Source organism: Staphylococcus sp. GDX8P54P, from assembly GCF_017893165.1.
GTDB classification, from domain to species: domain Bacteria; phylum Bacillota; class Bacilli; order Staphylococcales; family Staphylococcaceae; genus Staphylococcus; species Staphylococcus borealis.
On sequence record NZ_JAESMM010000058.1, the window covers coordinates 1 to 23,081 of the forward strand.

Annotated in this window: 26 protein-coding genes, 1 pseudogene and 1 riboswitch; of the genes and pseudogenes, 23 read left to right on the forward strand and 4 right to left on the reverse strand. The window is 32.9% G+C overall.

Annotated elements, in window-relative coordinates; genetic code table 11:
• Window positions 1–106: 106 nt before the first annotated feature.
• The 3 genes and pseudogenes from KA909_RS12620 to fabZ all read left to right on the forward strand — a co-directional run bounded on the left by KA909_RS12620 (window position 107) and on the right by fabZ (window position 2,189).
• Window positions 107–341, forward strand: a pseudogene (locus KA909_RS12620) (DUF1146 family protein).
• A gap of 104 nt (window positions 342–445) precedes the next feature.
• A complete protein-coding gene (murA, locus tag KA909_RS12625; RefSeq protein ID WP_210130294.1) occupies window positions 446–1,711 on the forward strand; it encodes a UDP-N-acetylglucosamine 1-carboxyvinyltransferase in 1,266 nt (421 codons plus the stop codon).
• A 40-nt stretch (window positions 1,712–1,751) separates the two neighbouring features.
• Window positions 1,752–2,189, forward strand: coding sequence for a 3-hydroxyacyl-ACP dehydratase FabZ (fabZ, locus tag KA909_RS12630; RefSeq protein WP_016931213.1), 438 nt, complete (start codon window positions 1,752–1,754; stop codon window positions 2,187–2,189).
• A gap of 66 nt (window positions 2,190–2,255) precedes the next feature.
• Here fabZ and KA909_RS12635 read toward each other — a convergent pair whose 3' ends face one another.
• Window positions 2,256–2,699, reverse strand: coding sequence for a YwpF-like family protein (locus tag KA909_RS12635; protein ID WP_107630156.1), 444 nt, complete (start codon window positions 2,697–2,699; stop codon window positions 2,256–2,258).
• 187 nt (window positions 2,700–2,886) lie between these two features.
• On the opposite strand from KA909_RS12635, the gene KA909_RS12640 reads away from it, so the two are divergent.
• From KA909_RS12640 to yidC, 7 genes are all read left to right on the forward strand, one after another.
• Window positions 2,887–3,285: a single-stranded DNA-binding protein gene (locus KA909_RS12640; RefSeq protein WP_075109064.1), complete on the forward strand. Its 399-nt coding sequence runs from the start codon at window positions 2,887–2,889 to the stop codon at window positions 3,283–3,285.
• Window positions 3,286–3,628: 343 nt separating this feature from the next.
• On the forward strand, window positions 3,629–4,321 hold the full coding sequence (locus KA909_RS12645) for a transglycosylase family protein (protein ID WP_193839108.1): 693 nt from the start codon (window positions 3,629–3,631) through the stop codon (window positions 4,319–4,321).
• 283 nt (window positions 4,322–4,604) lie between these two features.
• Window positions 4,605–4,708: riboswitch (TPP riboswitch) on the forward strand.
• Window positions 4,709–4,785: 77 nt separating this feature from the next.
• Window positions 4,786–5,475, forward strand: coding sequence for a thiaminase II (gene tenA / locus KA909_RS12650; protein WP_070854359.1), 690 nt, complete (start codon window positions 4,786–4,788; stop codon window positions 5,473–5,475).
• Window positions 5,468–6,289 carry a bifunctional hydroxymethylpyrimidine kinase/phosphomethylpyrimidine kinase gene (gene thiD, locus KA909_RS12655; protein WP_193839109.1) on the forward strand — a complete coding sequence of 274 codons (822 nt, stop codon included), beginning with the start codon at window positions 5,468–5,470 and terminating at the stop codon, window positions 6,287–6,289. The genes tenA and thiD overlap by 8 nt, the downstream gene beginning before the upstream one ends.
• On the forward strand, window positions 6,282–7,073 hold the full coding sequence (gene thiM, locus KA909_RS12660; protein WP_193839960.1) for a hydroxyethylthiazole kinase: 792 nt from the start codon (window positions 6,282–6,284) through the stop codon (window positions 7,071–7,073). The genes thiD and thiM overlap by 8 nt, the downstream gene beginning before the upstream one ends.
• 1 nt (window position 7,074) lies before the next feature.
• Window positions 7,075–7,713 (forward strand): thiamine phosphate synthase, encoded by a 639-nt coding sequence (gene thiE, locus KA909_RS12665; RefSeq protein WP_193839110.1) that lies wholly within the window; start codon window positions 7,075–7,077, stop codon window positions 7,711–7,713.
• Between the two features lie 88 nt (window positions 7,714–7,801).
• On the forward strand, window positions 7,802–8,677 hold the full coding sequence (gene yidC, locus KA909_RS12670) for a membrane protein insertase YidC (protein ID WP_075109067.1): 876 nt from the start codon (window positions 7,802–7,804) through the stop codon (window positions 8,675–8,677).
• A gap of 74 nt (window positions 8,678–8,751) precedes the next feature.
• On the opposite strand, the gene KA909_RS12675 is transcribed toward yidC, so the two are convergent.
• On the reverse strand, window positions 8,752–9,396 hold the full coding sequence (locus tag KA909_RS12675; protein ID WP_075109068.1) for an HD domain-containing protein: 645 nt from the start codon (window positions 9,394–9,396) through the stop codon (window positions 8,752–8,754).
• A gap of 76 nt (window positions 9,397–9,472) precedes the next feature.
• Window positions 9,473–10,957, reverse strand: coding sequence for a cardiolipin synthase (gene cls / locus KA909_RS12680; RefSeq protein ID WP_053031194.1), 1,485 nt, complete (start codon window positions 10,955–10,957; stop codon window positions 9,473–9,475).
• A gap of 185 nt (window positions 10,958–11,142) precedes the next feature.
• On the opposite strand from cls, the gene csoR reads away from it, so the two are divergent.
• The 3 genes from csoR to KA909_RS12695 all read left to right on the forward strand — a co-directional run bounded on the left by csoR (window position 11,143) and on the right by KA909_RS12695 (window position 11,899).
• Window positions 11,143–11,436, forward strand: coding sequence for a copper-sensing transcriptional repressor CsoR (gene csoR / locus KA909_RS12685; protein WP_193839112.1), 294 nt, complete (start codon window positions 11,143–11,145; stop codon window positions 11,434–11,436).
• Window positions 11,437–11,447: 11 nt separating this feature from the next.
• Entirely contained in the window at window positions 11,448–11,654 is a 207-nt protein-coding gene (csoZ, locus tag KA909_RS12690; RefSeq protein WP_075109069.1) for a putative copper chaperone CsoZ, read from the forward strand.
• 107 nt (window positions 11,655–11,761) lie between these two features.
• Window positions 11,762–11,899 carry an Lmo0850 family protein gene (locus tag KA909_RS12695; protein WP_107630147.1) on the forward strand — a complete coding sequence of 46 codons (138 nt, stop codon included), beginning with the start codon at window positions 11,762–11,764 and terminating at the stop codon, window positions 11,897–11,899.
• A 150-nt stretch (window positions 11,900–12,049) separates the two neighbouring features.
• Here KA909_RS12695 and KA909_RS12700 read toward each other — a convergent pair whose 3' ends face one another.
• Window positions 12,050–13,252, reverse strand: a complete 1,203-nt coding sequence (locus KA909_RS12700) for an FtsW/RodA/SpoVE family cell cycle protein (protein WP_075109070.1) — start codon at window positions 13,250–13,252, stop codon at window positions 12,050–12,052.
• A gap of 406 nt (window positions 13,253–13,658) precedes the next feature.
• Here KA909_RS12700 and KA909_RS12705 point away from each other — a divergent pair, with 406 nt between their 5' ends.
• From KA909_RS12705 to KA909_RS12750, 10 genes are all read left to right on the forward strand, one after another.
• Window positions 13,659–14,729 (forward strand): D-alanine--D-alanine ligase, encoded by a 1,071-nt coding sequence (locus KA909_RS12705; RefSeq protein ID WP_053031202.1) that lies wholly within the window; start codon window positions 13,659–13,661, stop codon window positions 14,727–14,729.
• Window positions 14,730–14,744: 15 nt separating this feature from the next.
• Complete coding sequence (locus KA909_RS12710; protein ID WP_075109072.1) at window positions 14,745–16,100, forward strand: UDP-N-acetylmuramoyl-tripeptide--D-alanyl-D-alanine ligase; 1,356 nt, start codon at window positions 14,745–14,747, stop codon at window positions 16,098–16,100.
• 270 nt (window positions 16,101–16,370) lie between these two features.
• Window positions 16,371–17,882, forward strand: a complete 1,512-nt coding sequence (gene cshA, locus KA909_RS12715; protein ID WP_193839113.1) for a degradosome RNA helicase CshA — start codon at window positions 16,371–16,373, stop codon at window positions 17,880–17,882.
• Window positions 17,883–18,048: 166 nt separating this feature from the next.
• A complete protein-coding gene (locus tag KA909_RS12720) occupies window positions 18,049–18,528 on the forward strand; it encodes a PH domain-containing protein (protein WP_053031208.1) in 480 nt (159 codons plus the stop codon).
• Complete coding sequence (locus tag KA909_RS12725; protein ID WP_193839114.1) at window positions 18,521–20,044, forward strand: PH domain-containing protein; 1,524 nt, start codon at window positions 18,521–18,523, stop codon at window positions 20,042–20,044. The genes KA909_RS12720 and KA909_RS12725 overlap by 8 nt, the downstream gene beginning before the upstream one ends.
• Window positions 20,037–20,564 carry a PH domain-containing protein gene (locus KA909_RS12730; protein WP_193839115.1) on the forward strand — a complete coding sequence of 176 codons (528 nt, stop codon included), beginning with the start codon at window positions 20,037–20,039 and terminating at the stop codon, window positions 20,562–20,564. The genes KA909_RS12725 and KA909_RS12730 overlap by 8 nt, the downstream gene beginning before the upstream one ends.
• 9 nt (window positions 20,565–20,573) lie before the next feature.
• Window positions 20,574–20,933 (forward strand): holo-ACP synthase, encoded by a 360-nt coding sequence (gene acpS, locus KA909_RS12735; RefSeq protein WP_193839116.1) that lies wholly within the window; start codon window positions 20,574–20,576, stop codon window positions 20,931–20,933.
• 92 nt (window positions 20,934–21,025) lie between these two features.
• On the forward strand, window positions 21,026–22,174 hold the full coding sequence (gene alr / locus KA909_RS12740; protein WP_193839117.1) for an alanine racemase: 1,149 nt from the start codon (window positions 21,026–21,028) through the stop codon (window positions 22,172–22,174).
• 86 nt (window positions 22,175–22,260) lie between these two features.
• Window positions 22,261–22,431 carry a type II toxin-antitoxin system antitoxin MazE gene (gene mazE / locus KA909_RS12745; RefSeq protein ID WP_037538759.1) on the forward strand — a complete coding sequence of 57 codons (171 nt, stop codon included), beginning with the start codon at window positions 22,261–22,263 and terminating at the stop codon, window positions 22,429–22,431.
• The gene (locus KA909_RS12750) at window positions 22,428–22,793 is read left to right on the forward strand and encodes a type II toxin-antitoxin system PemK/MazF family toxin (RefSeq protein ID WP_053031219.1); all 366 of its coding nucleotides are present in this window, start codon (window positions 22,428–22,430) and stop codon (window positions 22,791–22,793) included. Before mazE ends, KA909_RS12750 begins: the two co-directional genes overlap by 4 nt.
• Window positions 22,794–23,081 lie beyond the last annotated feature (288 nt).

The window sequence follows — 23,081 nt, forward strand, 5'->3', positions numbered from 1 at the left end:
ATTTAGTTTTCAAACCTTTTTTGTGTTCTATGATAGTCAAGTTTAGTATCATTCTGTGCATTTTTAATGTACAATATAGTACAGAAATCTAAAAGGAGAGAAAGTCATGGATTATATTGGACAGTTTGCGATCATACACTTGGTTTTACATGTTTTGTGTATATGTATAGCTTATTGGGCCTTAAACTCTCTCAAATTAGATCAATTTTTTAAAAAAAGGTTACGCTACTCAAGTACAAGTTTGTCTAATGTTTTTAGCCATCTTATTGGGTACAGCCGTGAGCAATTTTTTAATTGATTTATTACAATTCTCAACTCAAGTGAAATTTTTATTTCAATAATGAGATTATTGTAAATTCTTTTTAAAAATAGATATAATAAATAAATAATTGATTGAAAATCGGGAAATGAAGATAGTAATAGGAGTTTAAAGTGGAGGATTAATATGGATAAAATAGTAATTGAAGGTGGCAATCGCCTAACTGGAGAAGTTAAAGTTGAAGGAGCTAAAAATGCAGTATTACCAATATTGACTGCATCACTATTAGCTTCAGAAGGAAAAAGTAAACTTGTTAATGTACCAGATTTAAGCGATGTAGTAACGATAAACAATGTATTATCGACTTTAAATGCTAAAGTTGAATATAATAAAAAAGAAGGTGCAGTTACAGTAGATGCATCTACGACTTTAAAAGAAGAAGCCCCTTATGAATATGTTAGTAAAATGCGAGCAAGCATCTTAGTTATGGGTCCTTTGTTAGCACGTTTAGGTCATGCTATCGTTGCATTACCAGGTGGTTGTGCAATCGGCGCTCGTCCAATAGAGCAACATATTAAAGGGTTTGAGGCATTAGGTGCAGACATACATCTAGAGAATGGAAATATTTACGCTAGCACAAAAGACGGCTTGAAAGGTACAGACATTCATTTAGATTTCCCAAGTGTCGGTGCAACACAAAATATCATTATGGCAGCTTCACTTGCTAAAGGTAAAACAGTGATTGAAAATGTTGCTAAAGAGCCTGAAATTGTTGATTTAGCAAATTATATTAATGAAATGGGTGGTAAAGTAACCGGAGCAGGTACTGATACCATTACAATTCATGGTGTTGATAAGTTGAAAGGTGTAGAACATTCAATCATTCCTGACAGAATTGAAGCTGGTACATTAATCATAGCAGCTGCTATTACGCGTGGTGATGTATTTGTTAGAGACGCAGTAAAAGAACATATGTCGAGTCTAATTTATAAACTTGAAGAAATGGGCGTTAATTTAGATTTCCAAGAAGATGGCGTTCGTGTTACGGCAGAGGGTGAACTTAAACCAGTTGATGTCAAAACACTTCCACACCCTGGGTTCCCAACAGATATGCAATCACAAATGATGGCGTTATTATTAACTGCTGAAGGACATAAAGTCATTACGGAAACTGTCTTTGAAAATAGATTCATGCATGTTGCAGAATTTAAGCGTATGAATGCAAATATTACTGTAGAAGGTAGAAGTGCTAAAATTCAAGGTAAGAGTCAATTGCAAGGTGCTCAAGTTAAAGCAACAGATTTAAGAGCAGCGGCAGCATTAATTTTAGCTGGCTTAGTAGCTGATGGTACAACTCAGGTTACAGAATTAAAACATTTAGACCGCGGTTATGTTAATTTCCATGAGAAATTAAAGTCATTAGGTGCTAATATTGAACGAGTAAATGATTAATCGTATACTCACTTTATAATACTTCTGGAGGACATACATTATGGAAACAATTTTCGATTATAATCAAATTAAGCAAATTATCCCACATAGACAACCATTTTTACTTATTGATCGTGTAGTTGAATATGAAGAGGGCAAGAGATGTGTTGGACTAAAACAAGTATCTGGTAATGAACCATTTTTCCAAGGGCACTTCCCAGATTATGCTGTTATGCCTGGTGTATTAATTACTGAAGCATTAGCACAAACAGGTGCTGTTGCTATGCTTAACAGCGAAGAGAATAAAGGAAAAATTGCATTGTTTGCTGGAATTGATAAATGTAGATTTAAAAAACAAGTAACGCCTGGTGATACGCTAATGTTAGAGGTAGAAATTACTAAAATCAAAGGTCCAATCGGAAAAGGTACAGCAAAGGCTACGGTAGATGGCCAACTCGCTTGTAGTTGTGAATTAACTTTCGCTATCCAAGATGCTTAAACCAAAACATGCTTTTATAATCAATATAAATAGGAGTGGAACATTGAATTGTGTTCCACTCCTATTTTATTCTCTTTCAAATTTTTCTTCTTTTAGTTTAGGTTTAGATTGCATCATACGATTAAATGTTACTTTTAATTCCTCACCTGACAGTCCTTCATCAACTAATTGTTCTAATAAACTCTCTGCATAAACTTGTCGTAAGGTGTAAATATGACAATCTAATACAATTGACATTGTTGTTTCGAATTCAGAAATACTTTTGATTGTAGCATCAAAAAGTGCAGGATCATTCGAAGGGCGTGTTATCACGACTCTAATATCTAATAGTGTTTGATCATCATAATATTTTTTCATTGTTTCATAGTGCGCATTTGAAATGACAACCTCTAGAAGCCAACCAGTACCACTATTTTCTTTATTGATGATTACACCATCTTCTAGCTCAAATTCAGTTATACCTCCATTTTCATTAACAATTTGAAAACGTACAGCTTTAAATGTCTTCACTTCATCACATCCCCAAAAAAATTAAAATTATGCAAAAAATGAAATTATCAATAATCTAATATGAGTTTTACAATTATTTTCTTTAAATATATCAAACTTTGAGTATTAATAGGAATAAAAATCTTAAAAATAGAATTTTGACGCCATAGTTATAAATGAATACTATAGTTGTAGAAGGAGGTGACACATGCTAAACAAGATTGTGATAGTAGGTCGGTTGACCAAAAAGGCACAAATATTTGAGAAAGAGGAGGTGAAGATAGCCACGTTCTGTGTTGCAACAGAACGTAATTATAAAGATGACAACAATGAAATAGCTTGTGATTATATATTTTGTAAAGCTTTTGGTAAAACAGCTACCAATATTGAATTGTATACTGAGCAAGGCGCTTTAGTAGGTATTACTGGTCAAATGAGATCACGTAAATACGATAAAGAGGGCCAAACGCACTTTGTGACCGAATTATATGTTGAAACAATTAAATTTATGTCCCCCAAATCCAAAAATAATGATATTCTCCCTGACACCTCATTCAATGAAGACACTTATTCATACGATCACCTAGAAGTGATTGATATAAACTAATGTTCTATTAACTCCATCCCTATTTACTATAAATAACTTCTTTAATTATACTCATGGCCTCTCTTATATTATCAATTTTATAAGAGAGGTTCTTAAATTTTTAATATAATTATCTGAAAGATTTCATTAGTATTACAAGAGATACTTATATATATAGCTACTCAAAACCGTCATGAAAGTCCATAACTAAAAAATAGGATTACAGTACGTTTGTAATTTGGATGTAAAAAAGTACTGGCTTTTTTTATTTCACTGTAACCTACTATGGTTTTATGGATGTTAAAGTGTTACTTGTAAAATTTATTATTAAGACACAAACAAATCTAGGAGGATATATATAATTATGAAAAAGACAATTATTGCTTCATCATTAGCAGTAGGTTTAGGAGTAGTTGCTGGCAACGCTGGACACGCAGATGCGAGCGAAGCTCAAGTAAATAAAGCTGAATTAGCACAATTAGCACAATCAAATGATCAATCATTAAATAATAGCCCTATCCAAGAAGGTGCATATAACGTAACATTTGATTATGAAGGTTTCACTTATCATTTCGAATCAGATGGTACTAACTGGAGTTGGAACTATGCACAAACAGGCTTAGTTTCACCACAACAAGATGTTAGTGAACAAGCATCAGCTGCTACTAACCAAACTTCAGCTGAACAAGTAGCTTCTTCACAACAATCTAGTCAAGCTCAACCAACACAAGTACAACAAGCACCACAAACTCAACAAACACAACAACCACAAACTGAAGCTACAACTTCTAACTCAAGTGCTTCAAGTGGTTCTTCTGTAAATGTAAACAGTCATTTACAACAAATTGCACAACGTGAATCAGGTGGCGACATTACTGCTATTAATCCAAGTTCAGGTGCAGCAGGTAAATATCAATTCTTACAATCAACTTGGGATTCAGTAGCACCTGCTCAATATAAAGGTGTATCACCAGCACAAGCACCAGAACACGTTCAAGATGCTGCTGCTGTTAAATTATATAATACTGCAGGTCCATCACAATGGGTAACTGCTTAATTTAGCAATATAATAATATTAATTGAGTAGGCTGGGACATAATAAAGTGTCTCAGCCTGCTTTTTCATTTTGACAATAGATGACTGATTTGAAAATACGCTTAAATCAAGCTTTTTTAGCACTAGTTATCCTTGCGGGCGGGCCCCAACAAAGAGAATTTCACTAAGAAATGCTACAAGCAAAGTAAGCTAGGGAGAACAATGAGTTTATTTTATTTCTGTCCTCTCGCTTTCTGTTTTATTTGATAAATCCTAATCAATTTGATATCGTTAAATTAATAAGATAATGCTACTAGGGGAGCCATTGCCAATGGCTGAGATGATTAAATTCAGACCCTTATAACCTGATTTGGTTAATGCCAACGTAGGAAAGTAGTAATGTATATGTTATGTTCTCTTTATTGAATGATAGCTACATTTCTACGTTGAAATGTAGCATTTTTTAATTTTAAGGAGGATATGACTATGACATTTTCAACTGAGATTAAAGAGGCTTCACAACCTATTATTGAAGATATCTATAATGATGGGTTTATTCAAGACCTTTTAAAAGGGAAGTTAGACGCTCAAGCAGTACGTCAATATTTAAGAGCGGATGCATCATATTTAAAGGAATTTACAAATTTGTATGCACTTCTTATCCCAAAAGCACCAACAATGAAAGATGTTAAATTTTTAGTTGAACAAATTGAATTTATGCTAGATGGTGAAGTTGAGGCACATGAAATTTTAGCAGATTACATTAATGAACCTTATGAAGAAATTGTTAAAGAAAAAGTATGGCCTCCAAGCGGTGATCATTACATTAAACATATGTATTATCATGCCTATGCACATGAGAATGCGGCGTATACAATAGCTGCAATGGCACCATGCCCTTATGTATATGAAGTTGTAGCTAAAATGGCATTAGAGGATCAAAATCTAAATAGAGATTCTGTAACTGCAAAATGGTTTGATTTCTATAGTACAGAAATGCGTCCATTAATAGAAGTATTTGATAATTTATTAGATGAATTAACAGCAAATTGTACAGAACAAGAAAAGCATGATATTAAAGAAAGTTTCTTACAAAGTACGATTCACGAACGTAATTTCTTTAATATGGCTTATACTAACGAACAATGGAACTTCGGAGGCGACAAAAATGCATAAACCTAAAATCGCTTTAACAATCGCGGGAACTGATCCATCAGGTGGCGCTGGTGTAATGGCCGATTTAAAATCATTTCATGCCTGTGGTGTCTACGGCATGGCAGCTATTACAAGTATCGTTGCGCAAAATACTAAAGGGGTACAACATATCCATAATCTTGAGACAAGTTGGGTTCAAGAACAATTAGATAGCGTCTTCAATGACGAATTACCACACGCTATTAAAACAGGTATGATTGCGACTCATGAAACAATGGCGTTAATTCAACAATATTTGAGACAACATTCAGATATTCCATACGTTATCGATCCAGTCATGTTAGCTAAGAGTGGCGATTCGTTAATGGATGATGAAACCAAGAAACATTTACAGAATACATTACTACCTTTAGCAGATGTCGTCACGCCTAATATTCCTGAAGCAGAGGAAATAACAGGCATTAAAATAGACACGGAAGAAAATATTCGTAAAGCAGGCAATATCTTTATTAATGAAATAGGCAGTAAAGGCGTTGTCATAAAAGGTGGACACTCTGCAGATTTAAACAATGCTAAAGACTTCTTATTTACTAAGGATGATGTGTATACCTTTGAAGATCAACGCTTTGACACTAAACATACGCACGGAACTGGATGTACATTCTCAGCAGTGATTACTGCAGAACTGGCTAAAGGTAAATCTATCTATGAAGCGGTTAAAAAAGCGAAGAAATTTATTTCATTGAGTATTCAATATACGCCAGAAATTGGTCAAGGTAGAGGACCGGTAAACCATTTTGCATATATGAAGAAGGTTGGATTAGATGATGAATAATTTGGAACGTTTAAGACAAGAGAATCCTTTAGTTGTCTGTTATACAAATGATGTCGTGAAAAACTTTACGGCAAATGGATTACTTAGCATTGGTGCTAGTCCAGCAATGAGTGAAGCACCTGAAGAAGCGGAAGAATTTTATAAAGTTGCAGGGGCGTTACTTATTAATATTGGTACGATGACTAAGGCAAATGAACAAGACATTTTGGAAATAGGTAAAATAGCGAATCAGCAAGGAACACCCATTGTATTTGATCCAGTAGCAGTTGGTGCTTCTTCGTATCGCAAAGCATTTTGCCAAAAATTCTTATCAGAAGTGAAAGTATCAGTTATTAAAGGTAATGCTTCTGAAATTTTAACGTTAGTAGATGCAACAACAACGATGAAAGGTACGGATGGTGAAACTGACTTAGACGTTGTTGAAATAGCTAAGCGTGCCCATGAGAAATTGAATACAGCCATCGTGTTAACTGGTAAAGAAGATGTTATTGTCCAAAATAATAAAGTGGTGAAGTTATCTAATGGGTCACCATTATTAGCCAAGATTACTGGTGCTGGATGCTTACTTGGGGGCATTGTAGCAAGTTTCTTATTTAGAGAAGAAACGCCATCTCTACAAGTGTTAGAAGAAGCGGTTAGCATCTATAATATTGCTGCTGAACGCGCTGAACAAGATCAACAAGTAAATGGACCAGGTACATTTTTATCTAAATTATTAGATCAAATGTATGTCATTGATTTTAATACCTACCAACAACAAGTCAAAAGACAAGAGGTGGAGTAAAATGTTTAATCCATCACGATTAAATGTTTATTTTATTTGCGGTACGCAAGATATTCCAGAGGGAAAAGATATTAGAGAAATAGTGAAGCATGCCTTAAATGCCGGTATCACGCTTTTTCAATTTCGTGAAAAAGGACCCACGTCATTAGACGGTGCTGATAAAGAAAATTTAGCAATTGAGTTATTAAATTTATGTCATGACTATCATGTACCGTTTATTGTAAATGACGATGTTGATTTAGCTGAAAAAATAAATGCAGACGGTATTCATGTAGGGCAAGATGATGAAAATGTGAAGTCATTTGCTAAGCGGTTCGAAAATAAAATCATAGGACTTAGCATTGGCAACGAGGAAGAATATAATCAATCCGATTTAGATCATGTTGATTATATTGGTGTTGGACCGATGTTTGCAACAATTTCTAAAAATGATGCGAGTGCACCAGTAGGTCCCGCTATGATTGCCACATTAAAAAAGATCAATCCTTCGTTACCTATGGTAGCAATTGGAGGTATAACAGAAGACAATATTGAACCTATTGCTCAAAATGGTGCAGACGGTGTTTCAGTTATTTCGGCGATTGCACGTAGTCATAATATTGACAAGACTGTTACTATAATGAAAAATTATTTCAAATAAATAAGAAAATTTTTCTTTTTTTGTTTTCTAGTACACGGTTACTATGATAAAATAATCCCTATGTGAATATATCAATAGAGGTGTAAAAATGAAGAAGAAAGCGTTACTACCTTTGTTATTAGGGGTAATGGTCTTTTTAGCCGGGTGTGATTATTCAAAATCTAGTAATAGAGATGGATTTTTCTATAATACATTCGTAGAACCAATGGCTAGAGTTTTACATTGGTTAGGCCATTCAGTATTTAATGATGATTACGGTATTGCAATTATCGTATTAGTTTTAGTAATTCGTGTTATCTTGTTACCATTCATGTTATCAAACTATAAAAATAGTCATATGATGCGTGAAAAAATGAAAGTTGCTAAGCCAGAAGTTGATGGTGTGCAAGAAAAAGTTAAACGTGCACGAACTCAAGAAGAGAAAATGGCAGCAAACCAAGAAATGATGGAAGTTTATAAGAAATACGATATTAATCCAATGAAGAGTGCATTAGGCTGTTTACCAGTATTAATTCAAATGCCAGTTGTTATGGGATTATACTTCGTATTACGTTACCGTATTGGTGGCGGAATTGCAGAACATCCACACTTCTTATGGTTCAATTTAGTTCATCCTGATATTTGGATTACTATTATTGCCGGTGTGCTTTACTTTATCCAAGCTTGGGTATCAAGTAAACAAATGCCTCAAGAACAACGTCAAATGACTTACATGATGATGATTGTATCACCAATTATGATCATCTGGATTTCATTAAGTTCGGCGTCAGCTTTAGGTCTATATTGGTCTGTCAGTGCGGCATTCTTAATTGTCCAAACTTACTTCGCCAATATGTACTATGAAAAAGTTGCTCAAAGAGAAGTTGCGCCAATGATTGAAAAATTTGAGGAAAATAATGGTAACTCAAATAAAAAAGGTAAAAACACTCAAGTTGTTTCTAAGAATAATAAAAAGAAAAAGTAAATAGCTTAATCAATGCTATATTATAGAAAAGGTCGATACCCTGGAAAGAGGTATCGACCTTTTTGTTATAGCATTCAATCAATATGCCATTCTTTATAAAATTGTGTTAAAAACTGCTCCATAAAAGCATGTCTTTCTTCAGCCAGTTGTCTACCAGTTTTAGTAAGCATTAATGCTTTTAATTTTAACAACTTATCATAAAAATGGCGTATAGCAGAAGGGGGCAAATTTGGAATGCTATCTGTATTTGGTGGTCCACTATGTGGCGATTCGGTCCACATAGGTTCATTAAAATGGCCTGCAAATTGAAAAGTTCTTGCAATACCAATTGCACCAATAGCATCCAATCGGTCAGCATCCCTTACAATTTGTCCTTCTATTGAAAGAGCTACCTCATTATTGCGCCCATTTCTATAACTCATATGTTCGATAATATAAATAATTGATTGTTGCTGCGTAGGTGTCACTTCAATATGTTCTAAAAATGTTTTAAGTTGATTTAATGCAATTGCTTTATCTGTTAATTTATCATCGATGACATCATGTAGTAAGGCAGATAACGTGATAATTAAGTAGTCACCCTGTTGTTCGTTTTTAGCAATGATTTGCGCTAACGACGTTACACGTTCCACATGCGCAATATCGTGACCAGAATAATCGCTTATATGAAACTCTTTCATATAATTATACGCTAACTTTATTTGCTGTTGTACATTCATGTTACGCTCCTTATTAAATTAACTTGTACGTATTTACAGTAATAATTGTAAATAGGATGACAATTATTAAAGACATTTATAAAATAGGTGAAAGTAATTGAGATATGCCTTCTTTGAATTTAATCCATAAACTTCGTTTATTATATAATTCCTCAGTAAGTTGATAAGAGACTTTCATATCCTGAATAAATGCTTCTTTCAATTGAGTTGCAATCGTCTCATCATAAACAAATGCATTCACTTCGAAATTTAGTGTGAAACTACGATTATCCATATTGGCTGTGCCTACTGATGCGATTTCATCATCAATAATTAAAGTTTTAGAATGTAAGAACCCATTATCATAATGATAAATTTTAACGCCAGCTGATAGTAGAGAAGCTGCATTTTTCAATGTAGCCCAATAAACGAAAGGATGATCCGGTTTATTAGGTATCATGATATTGACTTCCACACCACCTAAGGCTGCTATTTTAATTGCATCGATAAATGCTTGATCAGGTATAAAATAAGGTGATTGAATATATATAGAATGTTTTGCGGAAGATATCATTTTTAAGTAACCATATTTGATTTGTTCCCAATCTTCATCAGGACCACTTGACGCAATTTGTACGCCAATTGTTCCACCTGAGTCTACATCTGGAAAATAGCTATCTTTATATTCGATTGAATCACGATTGGATTGTGAATTCCAATCCAATATAAATCTAAGTTGCAGTGCGTTAACAGAATCGCCCTCTAATCTTAAGTGGGTGTCTCGCCAATAGCCAAACTTTTTATCTTTACCCAAATATTCATCACCGACATTGAACCCTCCTACATAACCAATTTTGCCATCAATAATAACGATTTTTCTATGGTTTCGGTTATTCATACGGAGATTGATGAGGGGAAGTTTAGAGGGAAAGAACGATTCCACATGTCCACCTTTTTGACGAAAATGTTTTAAATCTTTTTTTCTTAAAGTTCTTGAACCCATATCATCGTATAACATTTTAACTTCTAAGCCTTCATCAAGTTTATCCTCAAGTGCTGAGAGAATTTGACGGCCTAGTCCATCACTTTTAAAAATGTAGTACTGAATATGTATATAGTCTTGTGCATTTTTAATATCATTAAGTAATGCATCAAATTTAGCATGACCATCCGTATATATTTTGATGCGATTATCTGTCGTTAAGAACGCAGCATTGTTAAAAAGTAACATGCGTACCATTTCTTTAAACTTAACAATTTGATGATTACCTTTTGAGAAATCGTCACTTTCTAATGCTTCAATTTGTTCATCCACAATCATAGCAAGGCCTTTGCGGTCTTCTTTTTTCAATTTGAAAATGCGATTGCGCTGAATTTGGCGTCCTAATAGTAAATACAATATAAATCCAATGATTGGTAAAAATACTAAAACGAGAAGCCAAGCCCATATAGAGCCAGCACTGCGACGTTCCATAAAGATAATAACAAATGCAAAAATTAAGTTTAATATAAAGGCAGCAATTAATATGATATTAATAATCAATGAGGAATGCGTGAAAGACATTGAATATATTTCTACCATAGTACGCCTCCTGTTCAATATTTTAATTCTTGCAATAATAAGACAAGTTTTTACTTTCTTAACGTTAATTGTATCATGGCATTTACCAAATAGCATGACCCTTTTTCATGAAATAAGTTACAGTGTTTGACGAATAGTAAGGTAAATTATACGATATGATAGTACGTATAGAAAGGGTGACGACCTTGGAAAATTATGATAATGCACATCATTCTGATCAAATTAAACTAAATTTAAAATCGAGACTTAATCGCATTGAAGGGCAAGTTAGAGCAATCAATCGCATGATTGAAGAAGATGTTTACTGTGATGACGTGTTAACCCAAATTAGAGCTACAAGATCTGCTTTGAATAGTGTTGCCACTAAATTGTTAGATCATCACATGAAAAGCTGCATTATGGATAAAGTGAATAATGGGGCTCAAGAAGAAGCGATGGAAGAACTATTAGTAACGTTTCAGAAATTAATGAAAGATTAGGAGTAAATGAAATGAATTATAGTGAGATTAAATTGAGTGGTTTGCAAACGGAAGAGCAAGCCAATGCACTTCATCATAGACTAGAAGATATGATTGGTGTAAGTAAAGTAAGTGTTGAGCTAGATAAACAATTGGTCACAATATCTTATGAAACACCAACGAATTTAAATAGTATTGAAAAAGAAATTTATGATGATGGATTTAAGGTTTTAGGCTAATAAATGAAATTAATTTTATAAAATGTCAATTTTATGTGGAATTCATGTAGTAAAACATTGTTAATTGGGGTAGTATAACCTTGAAGTCATAAAACGAGGTGAAAGCCATGAGTCAATCGGATAAATTACAAAATGTTGTTAAACTACTATCATCACTAGGTGTAAATATTAAAAAAACTAAATCTCGTTTGGACATAATGAATACATTGCCAGCAACTACGCCTGTGCGTCAAGAACTTAAATAGTTTGCTAGCAATTAATAAAAATGTAGCCTGGGACATTAATCAATGTCTCAGGCTACATTTTTTATATTGTAGTTAATCTAATTGTGGGATTAGATCCCACACTAAAATTACGAAAGTGATTTTACAGTCAAAGCTAGGTGCAACAAAATATTATTTCTGTTCTACTTCTTTTTTATTAGGAGTAGTTTGTCTTTGATGGAAATGAATAGATAATACGACACCTATACCAACCATTAGACTCCAAAGTGAACTACCACCATAACTAATAAATGGTAATGGAATACCAGTAATTGGTAGTAATTGGATTGTCATTCCTATATTTTGGAATATATGGAAGACGAGTAAAGAAACGTAACCAATGATAAATATTTTACTAAATGGTGATTCCACTTTGGTAGCAAGTCGAATTAAATGGAAAATCAATGCTAAAAAGATAAGTAATAAAACGACAGCACCTATAAATCCCATTTCTTCTCCGACTACTGAAAATATAAAGTCGGTATGGTTCTCAGGGATATAAACTTCACCATGATTAAACCCTTTGCCCAAGAGTTGGCCAGAACCAATTGCTTTTAACGATTCTGTTAAATGATAACCGTCGCCTGCACTATAAGAATAGGGATCTAACCACGAATTAATACGGCCCATTTGATACATTTTAACGCCGAGAAGCCCTTCAATTAATGACGGTTTGTAGATAACTGCTAAAATAATCGTTCCACCAATAACAAATGCGGCTATAAATAATGGGGCTAATATTCTCCATGTAATGCCACTTATTAACATAATCCCAATAATAATTGCACATATCACAAGGGTTGTACCTAGGTCATTTTGCAATAGGATTAATGCCATTGGAATAATTGAGATGCCAATGATTTTAAAGAATAAAACTAAATCAGTTTGAAAAGATTTATTGAAAGTAAAGCGATTATGATTAGAAACACTCTTTGCTAATGCAAGAATTAAGATAACTTTCATAAATTCTGAAGGCTGTATACTTACTGGTCCAAAGGAATACCAACTTTTAGCACCGTTAATAATTGGTGTGATTGATGTTTCTGGTAAAATCAATAAACCAACAAGCAATATGCAAAAGATGAAGTATAGAATATATGTATTATTTTTAATCTTTTTAGGTGAAATAAGCATAATGATGAGCGCAATAATAGCACCCAATATATAGTAGATAATTTGGCGAATACTAAAGTTTGCACTATATTGGCCGCCACCCATAGCTGAGCTAATCGTAGTAACACTAATTATAGCTAATATTGTTAATAATGCTACGAGTATCCAGTCTATTTTACGTAGCCAATGCTTAGATGGCTGTTGACGGGATGAATATTTCATGAGAAAACTCCTTAAACTCTTATAATCTAACGAATAATATTATATACAAATTTTACATGACTTTAAGTTAATTTGCTAGAAAATAACAGAGTGAATGTGTAAAAGAAAAATAAACATCGCTTAATTGAGTTTAATTCTTATGCGATAATAAAAGATATTCATCACATAATCACATTTATATTTAAGTTGATAAATGCAAAATTGCTTTAGACTGTGATAATATTGATTTTTAGAAAGCATAGTTTAACCTAAATAAATTTCATAAAATATTAATAGTTAACTAAAAAGAAAAATTAAAAATGAGTTGAAAGAGATAAAAGTATTTGTGGGAAGTTGAAATATCAAATTGAGATAAAACTTTATACAAATGCGCGAGTTATGATCTTTCTTAATGGAGGAACTACTTATGGTAAAAGAAAACATTTGTATCGTATATGGTGGTAAAAGTGCTGAACACGATGTTTCGAAATTAACTGCGCAAAATGTTCTTAACGCAATTGATAAAGAAAAATATTTAGTCGATATCATTTATATAACGAATGATGGATTATGGAAGAAAAAAGATAATATTACTGAAGAAATTAAATCAATTGAATCACTTAATATGGCCGATGTAGAAGCAGGTGAGATCACAACTTTATTGAAAGAAAGTAGTGACGGTCAACCTTATGATGCGGTATTCCCATTACTCCATGGTCCAAATGGTGAGGACGGTACGATTCAAGGGTTGTTTGAAGTTCTGGATTTACCATACGTCGGTAATGGTGTATTAGCAGCATCAAGTTCAATGGATAAACTTGTTATGAAACAATTATTTGAACATAGAGGGTTACCACAATTACCTTACATTAGTTTCTTAAGAAGTGAATATGAAAAATATGAAGGTAATATTATCAAACTTGTTAAAGATAAACTTACATATCCTGTATTCGTAAAACCAGCGAACCTAGGTTCAAGCGTCGGTATCAGTAAATGTAACAATGAAGATGAATTAAAAGCTGGTATCGAGGAAGCTTTCCAATTTGACCGTAAGCTTGTTATTGAACAAGGTATTAATGCACGTGAAGTTGAAGTGGCTGTATTAGGTAATGATTATCCTGAAACAACATGGCCAGGCGAAGTCATTAAAGATGTTGCGTTTTATGATTACAAATCAAAATATAAGGACGGTAAAATTAGTTTACAAATCCCAGCAGAACTTGATGAAGAAGTACAAATGACTTTAAGAAATATGGCATTAGAAGCATTTAAAGCTACAGATTGTTCTGGTCTAGTACGTGCGGATTTCTTCGTTACTGAAGATAATCAAATTTTCATTAATGAAACGAATGCGATGCCTGGATTTACAGCATTTAGTATGTATCCAAGCTTATGGGAGAATATGGGACTATCCTATTCTGATTTAATTACTAAACTAATTGATTTAGCTAAAGAACGTCACGAGGATAAAAAGAAAAATAAATACACAATCGACTAAGAGGGGAATTCATAAATGATAGAAGTTTCATTAAAGCAAATTCAGGAATGGATACCTTGTGAGATAGAAACAGAATATTTACAACATACAATCAAAGGTGTAACGATTGATTCACGTGCAATCACACACGATATGCTATTTATCCCTTTTAAAGGTGAAAATGTAGATGGCCATCAATTTGTTTCACAAGCGTTAATAGATGGTGCCGGTGCATCTTTCTATGAAAAGGGCCATGACATCGATGATAATGTGAACGGACCAATTATTTGGGTAGACGATACGTTAGTTGCGTTACAGCAATTAGCCAAAGCCTATTTAAAACATGTGAATCCTAAAGTTATAGGTGTGACAGGCTCCAATGGTAAAACAACGACGAAAGATATGATTGAAAGTGTCTTACACACTGAGTTTAAAGTTAAAAAAACACAAGGTAACTACAACAATGAGATAGGCTTACCATTAACGATTTTAGAACTTGATCCAGATACTGAGATATCAATTTTAGAAATGGGTATGTCTGGTTTCCATGAAATCGAATTATTATCTACGATTGCTGAGCCTGACATTGCCGTTATTACGAATATTGGTGAGTCACATATGCAAGATTTGGGCTCACGTGAAGGTATTGCTCAAGCTAAATCAGAAATAACAATTGGACTTAAAGAAGGTGGAACGTTCATTTATGACGGTGACGAACCATTACTAGAACCACATGTTAAAGATGTTAAGCATGCTAAATGCCTAAGTATCGGTTTAAAACCAAATAATACTTTAGTTTGTGAAGTAGAGCAGAGTGAAAATGATGGTATTGCTTTTAATATTAATGGTAATGAACATTATAAATTGCCTATTCTAGGCATTCATAATATGAAAAATGCCGCTATCGCCATTGCTATTGGCCATGAATTAGGATTGGAATATGAAACAATTCAACATAATATTCATCATGTTCAACTTACAGGTATGCGCATGGAACGCCATATTACTGATAATGACATAACTATAATTAATGATGCGTATAACGCAAGTCCTACTAGTATGAAAGCAGCTATAGATACATTAAGCCAAATGGATGGCCGTAAAATCATTGTACTTGCTGATTCACTTGAATTAGGAGAAAATAGCCGTCAAATGCATGAAGATGTCGGTGCTTATTTAGAAGACAAAAATATCCAAACGCTATTAACATATGGTAACGATGCGAAATATATAAGTGACAAAGGTGGTCAATTTGTTGATCATGTTCAATATTTCACGGATAAACAAGCACTAACGCAATATTTAATGGATAATTTAGTTGCTAATGACAAAGTTCTAGTAAAGGGCTCACGTGGCAATAAGCTCGAAGAAGTAGTAAATAAATTGATTTAATTATTTTCAAGGTTGCTATTACGATTAGGCAAGTCACTTAAAAGGAATATAAATCCTTTAGTGACTTGTTTTTTTACTTTAAAAGCTAAAAAAAGTGTAAAAAATGTAAACGCTATTATGTCTTGAATCTTGGGAAAACGAACCTATCACTAGAATTGCTTTATTGCGATATATAATTTTAGGTGGTACTATATAGAAGTTGACGTAATAAGAGGACCTTATATACACAAACGTATATTGATAAATAAGAAAGTTAAAAGGAGAATTATATTGCAAAATTTTAAAGAACTAGGGATTTCGGATAAAACTGTAGAAACCCTTGAAGCAATGGGTTTTAAGGAACCTACACCTATCCAAAAAGATAGTATCCCTTATACATTAGAAGGAAGAGACATCCTTGGACAAGCGCAAACTGGGACAGGTAAAACTGGAGCGTTCGGGATTCCTTTAATAGAAAAAGTTGTGGGTCAATCAGGTGTACAAGCCTTAATATTAGCACCTACAAGAGAACTAGCTATGCAAGTAGCTGAACAATTAAGAGAATTTAGTCGTGGTCAAAATGTACAAGTTGTAACCGTATTTGGTGGTATGCCAATCGACCGTCAAATTAAAGCCTTAAAAAGAGGACCACAAATTGTTGTAGGTACACCAGGACGTGTTATTGATCACTTAAATAGACGTACATTAAAAACAAATGGTATTCATACATTAATTTTGGATGAAGCGGATGAAATGATGAACATGGGATTCATAGATGATATGAGATTCATTATGGATAAAATTCCTTCTGAGCAAAGACAAACCATGTTATTCTCAGCAACGATGCCTAAAGCAATTCAAACATTAGTACAACAATTTATGAAATCTCCTCAAATCGTTAAAACAATGAATAACGAAATGTCAGATCCTCAAATTGATGAATATTATACAATTGTTAAAGAACTTGAAAAATTCGATACATTCACTAATTTCTTAGATGTACATCAACCAGAGTTAGCTATAGTATTTGGTAGAACGAAACGTCGTGTTGATGAATTAACAAGTGCGTTATTATCAAAAGGTTATAAAGCAGAAGGTTTACACGGTGATATTACACAAGCTAAACGTTTAGAAGTATTAAAGAAATTTAAAAATGACCAAATTGATATCTTAGTAGCCACAGATGTTGCTGCTCGTGGATTAGATATTTCAGGTGTAAGTCATGTATATAACTTTGACATTCCTCAAGATACGGAAAGCTATACACATAGAATTGGTCGAACTGGTCGTGCTGGTAAAGAAGGTATCGCAGTTACATTTGTTAACCCTATTGAAATGGATTATATCCGTCAAATAGAAGATGCAAATGGAAGACGAATGAATGCGTTAAGACCGCCACACCGTAAAGAAGTATTAAAAGCGCGTGAAGATGACATCAAAGATAAAGTTAAAAATTGGATGTCACGTGAAAGTGAAGCGCGTTTGAAACGTATCTCAAGTGAGTTATTAAAAGAATACGATAGTACAGAATTAGTTGCATCATTACTACAAGAACTAGTTGAAGCGAATGATGAAGTTGAAGTACAATTAACATTTGAAAAACCATTAGCACGTAAAAATCGCCAAGGTAAAGGTAATGGATCACGCCGTGGTGGAAAACGTAATAATAAATTTGATAATAAAAACAAACGTTCTAAAGGTAACTTTAATAAGAAAAAAGGCAAAAAGCCAGATCGTCGCGAAAGACAAGATAAAGGTCGATCTACAATGAAAGGCCGAACTTTTGCAGATTTACAAAAATAAAATGCATCAATATTAATTTTATGATTAAACCATCTCATGCTTTTGAGGTGGTTTTTTAATTCGATACAAGCCTAAAAATAAATGAACCTTATTGCATCTTCGCTATAGGAGCGTAAGCATCATATCGAATATGATATAATAAAGTAAAATTGCAAAGGAGTATATTATGAAGGTAGAACGATCATTTCATAAAAGTCCTAAAAATGCACTGAAATACCACTGGATCAATAGTGGTATCTTATTTTTAATAGAACTAATTATCATTGCTGCACTATTTTCAATGTGGCAATATTTTAATTGGTACCACTTTATTGTCTACATACTTATCTTCTTAGTCTTCATTTCGATTATTCGTTTACTATTACAACCGATTATCAAGTATAAATATCGTTATTATAGGGTTGATAATAGAAATGTCGAAGTTAAAAAAACTTTTATTTTTAAAAAACACCAAATAACTAAAATTGAACGTCTACAATTTTTAGAAATTAAAAGTAACCCTATTTTAAAATTATTAAAATTAAATGTTTTAATTTTTGTAACTGCGGGGCATGAACTGAAATTACCCATTGTCTCAGAAGAAGAAATGAATGAATTATCAGAAGATATTTTTATAGCATTGCGAGGTGCTGATTCAGATGTTTAATCCCCAAAAATTACATCCTATTTCATACATAACAGGGATAATAGATGTGATTAAACAAAATATTTTTACATTTATCGTATTTGTTGGTTTTAATATTTGGAATTTTGATTTTACAGAAATTCGACATTATATTGGTCCATCCATCTTTTTATTCATCTTTATCTTAACGTTTATACATCGATTTTTAGAAATTAAAGTTACAAGATATTGGATTGAAGATGACCAATTTATTGTTACTTCTGGCTGGTTAAATAAAAAAAGAAAAGAACTAAATTTAAGCAGAATTCAGTCATTAGATACAACACAAGGTTTGATTAATCAAATCGTTGGTGGTGTTCGTTTACAAATCAAAGCGCCAAGTGATGGCATTGAATTGTCAACAATAACTAAGAAACAAAGTGATTTAATTGAACAAACTATCCGTTCTAGACAAAAAGAATTAAATAATGATGCGCTGGAATACACGATCAATGATGCTATAGGTGATAATGAACTAAATACTGAGCGATTAAATGCATCGACGAGTTCAACAAAGCGTAATCCAGAGCATGTGTTTAAAATGTCCTTAAGTTCATTAATACTAATGGCTATGACGAGCGGTGCAATTGGAGTGGCTTTTGCTACAGTTTCACCAATAGTAGGTGCATTTCAAAATGTGATACCTTGGGATAAATGGACGTCTAATCTATGGCAATGGGTGAATTCTGTACTTATAATTGTACTATTTATAGTTGCATCTATTTTAATCATTAGTTATGTGTTAGGAACTATAATCACGATTATACGTTACTATAACTACAAAGTTGTCCAACAGGGTAATCATCTTAAGATTAGTTACGGTCTTTTTAATGTGAAAAATCTAACAGTGCCAACAGATCGACTACAAGCCGTATTAGAGAAACAATCTTTCTTAAGAAAAATCTTTGGATACACCTCTATACACTTTATTATCACGAGTGATATGGATATCGAGTCTAATGATGATGCAAGTAATAATGGTAAAATTATGATATTACCATTTATAAAACAAAAAGAAGCATATGAAATTATTGGCGAGCTTGTGCCTGAAATGAAGTTTAATAAGGTTCAAAACATTATGCCGTGGAATGGATTTCATCGTCACTTTTTCATACCGAGTATAATTGTTTTAATTATCGCTAGTATTGGAACTTATTTTTGGAGTGCATGGAGCTTTTTTATCGCTTTAATTATCATTATTGTGATGATGGCACATGCATATATCTACGTTAAAAATGCTGGCCTAGTGATAGAAAATGATGAAATTACTTTGAAACGAGTGAGTACGTTTGGTTTTCAAACATATTATTTCAAAACAAATAAAATTATAGGTATAGAGACGAGCCAACATCCTCTACTTGAAAGAAGTCATTTAGCTAATATTTACTTCTTTGTTGCTAAGGGATCAATATTTGAATTTATGGAATTAAAGTTTATAAAAGAAGAAACTTCGCAACGCTATGTTGATGCGTATTTAAGAGGTGAGTACGATGACTAATTATAATTACATGAATAAAAATGGCCCTAAAGTGATGAGGATTGCTTCAATGATTGCTAGTATTATTTTTACAATTATTGTGGTAGTAGCAAGTGTATTATGTGATTTATACATTGAAGCATTGCATCGCCTATTGATTGTAAGTGTTGCGATAGGACTTATAATTTTATGTTGTGTTGTTTTTATATTTCTAATACCATTTTTAAAATATAAAAATTTTCGCTATTATTATTCGAACAATGAAATTTATATAAGACGAGGTATTATTTTTATCAACACTAAAATCATTCCTTTTTATCGAATTCAGAATATCGATATTGAGGAAGGGTTTCTAATGAGAAAATATCAATTAGCAACATTACATTTATCGACTGCCGGTGGTATTTCTCAAATAGACCTGATTACAAAAACAGACGCAATAAATCTTAAACAAATGATACAAAATAAGAAAAATATACAGCAGAATGATATTAATGAAATGGCTACAACAATAGATCGTTCAAATCTACCTAGTGAGTGAGGGCTTAGCATGATATATGGAATAGGTATTGATTTAATAGAAATTGAAAGAATTAAGAACGCTTTCGAGAAACAAACAGACAGGTTAGTCAAAAGAATTTTAACTCAAGAAGAAGAACAAAAGTTCCAATCATTTAAAAGTGAAAAGAGAAAACTAGAGTTTCTTTCAGGTCGTTTCGCAACGAAAGAAGCGTTCAGTAAGGCATTAGGAACTGGTTTAGGAAAAACAGTGGCCTTTAAAGATATTAATTGTTATAACGATAGCAATGGGAAACCATGTATTGATTACGAAGGCTTTATCGTACATGTATCTATTACACACACTGAGCATTATGCGATGAGTCAGGTTTTATTAGAAAAGAGAGATTAACAGTATTATAATGTAAATAATTTCTACCTCGCCAATTGCACGAGATAAATCAACTACTACATGGTATTTAATAGTAAAGAGGAGGACTACTTATGTCAGATAAATTCTATAGATCAACCTACTTAAATGTAGATTTATCAGCAATTTTAAATAATTATAATGCATTCAAATCGTTGCATAACAATAAAACGGTGATACCAGTCGTAAAAGCAAATAGCTATGGTTTAGGAAGCGTCAAGATAGCACAACATTTAATGAAAAACGGTGCTACGTTTTTTGCAGTTGCCACTCTTGACGAAGCGATTGAATTACGAATGCATGGTGTAAATGCGCAAATACTTATTTTAGGCGTTATACCACTTGAAGATATAAACAAAGCAATTCAACATAGAGTTGCATTGACTGTACCTTCACTACAATGGCTTCAACATGCAATTGATCTAATTAGTGATGATAATGAAAAGAATCTATGGCTACATGTAAAATTAGACACAGGGATGGGTAGACTTGGAATTAAATCATTAGAAGAATACAAAGAAGTTATCCGTCTAATTCATAGCCAACCGCATTTAATATTCGAAGGCGTATATACGCACTTCGCTAATGCAGATGAACCGGGCGATTCTATGGATCAACAGTATGAACAATTTGAGCAAATAGTCACGCAAGCTGAAAAGCCAAAATATATCCATGCACAAAACTCAGCAGGTTCTTTATTAAGACATTATGAACTATGTAACGCCATTAGATTAGGTATCTCCTTATATGGCTACTATCCGTCAGCGTATGTTAAAGAAACAGTTACTACTCAATTGCAACCAAGTACGCAATTAAAAACACAAGTAGTCCAAACTAAATATTTAAAACCAGGTGAATCTGTCAGTTATGGAAGCACCTATACAGCAACTGACAATATGAAGATTGCGATTCTACCTATTGGTTATGCAGATGGTTACTTACGTTCAATGCAAGGTGCATATGTAAGTGTAAACGGTCATCAATGCGAAGTCATCGGCCGTGTATGTATGGATCAAATGATTATACATGTGCCTGAAGATGTGCAAGAAGGCGATACTGTGACACTTATAGATAACTCAAGTGATTCCCCACAATCAGTGGAAGCTTTAGCACAAAAGCAACACACGATTAGTTATGAAGTACTATGCAATTTAGGTCGACGTTTACCTAGAATCTACGAAGTTGATGACGAGATGCATGTAACTAATGAATTATTAAAATAGTATAGTCACTTGATACAAAATTTGTTATTATAAAAATAAATTAAAGTTTATAATGTTGTATTTGGTATCAATTGGAGGTTCATATTATGCTTACTTTTAATCAAAATAGAAGTCACAGTCTTGAACAATCTTTAAAAGAGGGCTATGCTCAGATGGCCGAATTAAATCTCTCCCTAGCGACAGAAGCTTTTCCATTAGAATGTGAAGCTTGTGATTGCAATGAAACGTACATTATTTCTAATTATAAGAGTGAATGATTAGAAGAGGCGATGTATATTTAGCTGATTTGTCACCAGTACAGGGTTCAGAACAAGGGGGAGTCAGACCTGTAGTTATCATTCAAAATGATACTGGCAACAAATATAGTCCTACCGTAATCGTCGCTGCGATTACGGGAAGGATTAATAAAGCGAAAATACCAACACATGTTGAAATTGAAAAAAAGAAATATAGACTTGATAAGGATTCAGTTATCCTTCTAGAGCAAATTCGTACACTAGATAAAAAGCGATTAAAAGAAAAATTAACGTACTTATCTGAAGAGAAAATGCAAGAAGTAGATGATGCCTTAGATATTAGTTTAGGATTACATGATGAAGTTAAATCCCAAAATTCTTAACTAAATTCATGTATAATCCAAATGTATTTCATATTAACTATTAAAGACAAAATTTTTAATATCAGTTGTTCAAATATTTAATTATTTGATTTCAAAGTACTTAATACATATGCATTATGAAAGAAGATAAGTACGAAAATGATTGAAAGGTCTTTAGTTGTTGACTTTAGGTAATACCTAAAGTCTTTTTTAAATAGAGAGTTTATTATTTAATATTATGTCATTAGCATTAGTAAATTTTATTAATAAATATTAAATACATATAAATAAGTCATTAGCGATCCATTT

Excerpts from the sequence above, each read along its gene's own strand:
- murA (WP_210130294.1), top strand. The coding sequence starts at position 446 with ATGGATAAAATAGTAATTGAAGGTGGCAATCGCCTAACTGGAGAAGTT.
- fabZ (WP_016931213.1), top strand. The coding sequence starts at position 1,752 with ATGGAAACAATTTTCGATTATAATCAAATTAAGCAAATTATCCCACAT.
- KA909_RS12640 (WP_075109064.1), top strand. The coding sequence starts at position 2,887 with ATGCTAAACAAGATTGTGATAGTAGGTCGGTTGACCAAAAAGGCACAA.
- KA909_RS12645 (WP_193839108.1), top strand. The coding sequence starts at position 3,629 with ATGAAAAAGACAATTATTGCTTCATCATTAGCAGTAGGTTTAGGAGTA.
- tenA (WP_070854359.1), top strand. The coding sequence starts at position 4,786 with ATGACATTTTCAACTGAGATTAAAGAGGCTTCACAACCTATTATTGAA.
- thiD (WP_193839109.1), top strand. The coding sequence starts at position 5,468 with ATGCATAAACCTAAAATCGCTTTAACAATCGCGGGAACTGATCCATCA.
- thiM (WP_193839960.1), top strand. The coding sequence starts at position 6,282 with ATGAATAATTTGGAACGTTTAAGACAAGAGAATCCTTTAGTTGTCTGT.
- thiE (WP_193839110.1), top strand. The coding sequence starts at position 7,075 with ATGTTTAATCCATCACGATTAAATGTTTATTTTATTTGCGGTACGCAA.
- yidC (WP_075109067.1), top strand. The coding sequence starts at position 7,802 with ATGAAGAAGAAAGCGTTACTACCTTTGTTATTAGGGGTAATGGTCTTT.
- KA909_RS12675 (WP_075109068.1), bottom strand. The coding sequence starts at position 9,396 with ATGAATGTACAACAGCAAATAAAGTTAGCGTATAATTATATGAAAGAG.
- cls (WP_053031194.1), bottom strand. The coding sequence starts at position 10,957 with ATGGTAGAAATATATTCAATGTCTTTCACGCATTCCTCATTGATTATT.
- csoZ (WP_075109069.1), top strand. The coding sequence starts at position 11,448 with ATGAATTATAGTGAGATTAAATTGAGTGGTTTGCAAACGGAAGAGCAA.
- KA909_RS12695 (WP_107630147.1), top strand. The coding sequence starts at position 11,762 with ATGAGTCAATCGGATAAATTACAAAATGTTGTTAAACTACTATCATCA.
- KA909_RS12700 (WP_075109070.1), bottom strand. The coding sequence starts at position 13,252 with ATGAAATATTCATCCCGTCAACAGCCATCTAAGCATTGGCTACGTAAA.
- KA909_RS12705 (WP_053031202.1), top strand. The coding sequence starts at position 13,659 with ATGGTAAAAGAAAACATTTGTATCGTATATGGTGGTAAAAGTGCTGAA.
- KA909_RS12710 (WP_075109072.1), top strand. The coding sequence starts at position 14,745 with ATGATAGAAGTTTCATTAAAGCAAATTCAGGAATGGATACCTTGTGAG.
- KA909_RS12720 (WP_053031208.1), top strand. The coding sequence starts at position 18,049 with ATGAAGGTAGAACGATCATTTCATAAAAGTCCTAAAAATGCACTGAAA.
- KA909_RS12725 (WP_193839114.1), top strand. The coding sequence starts at position 18,521 with ATGTTTAATCCCCAAAAATTACATCCTATTTCATACATAACAGGGATA.
- KA909_RS12730 (WP_193839115.1), top strand. The coding sequence starts at position 20,037 with ATGACTAATTATAATTACATGAATAAAAATGGCCCTAAAGTGATGAGG.
- acpS (WP_193839116.1), top strand. The coding sequence starts at position 20,574 with ATGATATATGGAATAGGTATTGATTTAATAGAAATTGAAAGAATTAAG.
- alr (WP_193839117.1), top strand. The coding sequence starts at position 21,026 with ATGTCAGATAAATTCTATAGATCAACCTACTTAAATGTAGATTTATCA.
- mazE (WP_037538759.1), top strand. The coding sequence starts at position 22,261 with ATGCTTACTTTTAATCAAAATAGAAGTCACAGTCTTGAACAATCTTTA.
- KA909_RS12750 (WP_053031219.1), top strand. The coding sequence starts at position 22,428 with ATGATTAGAAGAGGCGATGTATATTTAGCTGATTTGTCACCAGTACAG.